Annotated in this window: 2 protein-coding genes; both read left to right on the top strand. The window is 67.3% G+C overall.

The genetic code is table 11. The annotated features are described in order from the left end of the window. Positions 1-1673, top strand: a 1673-nt coding sequence (locus tag RWO33_RS20055; protein ID WP_314107206.1) for a copper resistance system multicopper oxidase, incomplete at its 5' end; no start/stop codon positions are given. Beyond that, positions 1670-2608: a copper resistance protein B gene (locus RWO33_RS20050; RefSeq protein WP_314107204.1), complete on the top strand. Its 939-nt coding sequence runs from the start codon at positions 1670-1672 to the stop codon at positions 2606-2608. The genes RWO33_RS20055 and RWO33_RS20050, both read left to right, overlap by 4 nt. The last annotated feature ends 167 nt before the right edge of the window (positions 2609-2775 follow it).

Here is a 2775-nt window from a genome sequence, read left to right as displayed (position 1 = left end):
GCGCCATGCCCGCGCGCGCCCTGGCCGATGCCGGCCCCCGCGTGGCCACCGCCCCGCAGGTCCTCAGCGGCCAGCAGTTCCAGCTGAGCATCGGCGAGTCGCTGGCCAACTTCACCGGTCGCACCCGGCCGGCGATCACCGTCAACGGCAGCCTGCCGGCGCCGATCCTGCGCTGGCGCGAAGGCGACACCGTCAGCGTGCGCGTGGCCAACGCCCTGCAGGACCATCCCACCTCGATCCACTGGCACGGCATCCTGCTGCCGGCCAACATGGACGGCGTGCCCGGCCTGAGCTTCAACGGCATCGCCCCGGGCGAGGCGTACGACTACCGCTTCACCCTCAAGCAATCGGGCACCTACTGGTACCACAGCCATTCGATGTTCCAGGAACAGGCCGGCCTGTACGGGGCACTGATCGTCGATCCGCTGCAGCCGGCCCCGTACCGGTTCGACCGCGAGCACGTGATCCTGCTCTCGGACTGGACCGACATGGACCCGGGCGCGCTGTTCCGGCGCATGAAGAAGCTCGCCGAGCACGACAACTACTACAAGCGCACCTTGCCGGACTTCCTGCGCGACGTGCGCCGCGAAGGCTGGAGCGCGGCCACCGCCGACCGTGGCATGTGGGGGCGGATGCGGATGACCCCGACCGACATCTCCGACATCAACGCCCACACCTACACCTACCTGCTCAACGGCACCGCACCGGCGGGCAACTGGACCGGCCTGTTCCGCAGTGGCGAACGCGTGCTGCTGCGCTTCATCAACGGCGGCTCCATGACCTACTTCGACGTGCGCATCCCCGGCCTGAAGATGACCGTGGTGGCCGCCGACGGGCAGTACATCCACCCGGTGAGCATCGACGAATTCCGCATTGCCCCTGCCGAAACGTTCGATGTCATCGTCGAACCCAGTGGCCAGGACGCGTACACGATCTTCTGCCAGGACATGGGCCGCACCGGTTACGCCGCAGGCACCCTTGCCGTCCGCCATGGCCTGCAGGCGCCGATTCCCGCGCGCGACCCGCGCCCGCTGCTGACCATGAGCGATATGGGGCATGACATGGGTGGCATGGGCCACGACATGAAGGGCATGGAAGGAGGTTGCGGCGCCAACATGGGCCACGCCGGCCATGGCAGCAACAGCAAGGCGCCACGCCACGCCGCGAGCGAGAACGGCAACCCGCTGGTCGACATGCAGAGCGCGGCCATCGAGCCCAAGCTCGACGACCCCGGCATCGGACTGCGCGACAACGGCCGCCAGGTGCTCACCTACGGCGCGATGCGCAGCCTGTTCGAGGATCCGGATGGCCGCGAGCCGTCGCGGGAGGTCGAACTGCACCTGACCGGACACATGGAAAAGTTCAGCTGGTCGTTCGATGGCGTTCCGTTCGCCAGCGCCGAACCGCTGCGCCTGAACTACGGCGAGCGCATGCGCATCGTGCTGGTCAACGACACCATGATGCAGCACCCCATCCACCTGCACGGGGTGTGGAGCGACCTGGAAAATGCCGGCGGCGAGTTCCAGCTGCGCAAGCACACCATCGACATGCCACCCGGTACCCGCCGCAGCTACCGCGTGCGCGCCGATGCGCTGGGTCGCTGGGCCTACCACTGCCACCTGCTGTATCACATGGAAGCAGGGATGATGCGCGAAGTGAGGATTGAAGAATGAAGCTGCTCACTGTTGCGCTGCTCACCGCCATCGCGGGACCGGCGTGGGCGCAGTCGCATGCGCACGCACATGCCGATGAAACACCCGCTGCTGCACCGGCTGCGGTGGACCATTCGACGATGGACCATTCGACCATGAATCACGGCGACGTCGACCACGCGCAGATGGCCCACTCGACCATTGATCACGCCGCCATGGACCATGGCACCGCGCCGAGCGCGCCGCGCGAACCCATTCCCGAGGTCACCGACGCCGACCGTGCGGCCGCCTTCCCGCCCATCAACCATGATGCGATGGAGCACGCGCCCAACGTGCACAACCTGCTGCTGATCAACCGGCTGGAACATTGGGATGGCCAGCACCGCACCGGCCAAACCTGGGAAGCCAGTGGGTGGATTGGCGGCAACATCAACCGCCTGTGGCTACGCAGCGAAGGCGAACGCAGTGGCGGGCGCACCGGAGCGTCCGACCTGGAAGTGCTGTACGGGCGCAGCGTGTCGCCGTGGTGGGACGTGCTGGTGGGCGTGAAGCAGGACTTCCGTCCTGCGGACTCACGCACCTGGGCCGCGTTCGGCATCCAGGGCCTGGCCCCCTACAAGTTCGAAACCTCGGCGACGGCGTATGTCGGCGACGGTGGACAATTGGCGGCCACGCTGGAGGTCGAGTACGAACTGCTGCTCACCAACCGCCTGATCCTGCAGCCGCTGGTGGAAGCCACGCTGGCGGCCAGGGACGAACCCGAACACGGCATGGCTGCCGGCCTGAACAAGGTCGAGGCCGGGCTGCGCCTGCGCTACGAGTTCAGCCGCCGCTTCGCGCCGTACATCGGCATCAGCCACGAGCGTCTGTTCGGCGACACCGCCGATTACCACCAGGCGGCAGGGGAACACACCCGTGACACGCGCTGGGTTGCCGGCGTCCGCGTCTGGTTCTGACCGGCCCTCCCGGGCGCCACGCGCGCCCGGGGATTCCCGCGACGGTCAGAAATCGAACAGGTCGGACAGGAAGCTTTCCTTCTTCTTCTTCCGGTAACCCTGCTGGTCGCCGTAGTGCTGCTGGCCCAGGTGGCGCGTATCGCGATGCTGGACCTGCTGGTACACCT

This window comes from uncultured Stenotrophomonas sp. (genome assembly GCF_963519925.1).
Taxonomy (GTDB): domain Bacteria; phylum Pseudomonadota; class Gammaproteobacteria; order Xanthomonadales; family Xanthomonadaceae; genus Stenotrophomonas; species Stenotrophomonas maltophilia_AE.
The sequence above is the reverse complement of the archived record's forward strand: the minus strand, read 5'-3'. Positions and strand labels throughout refer to the sequence as shown.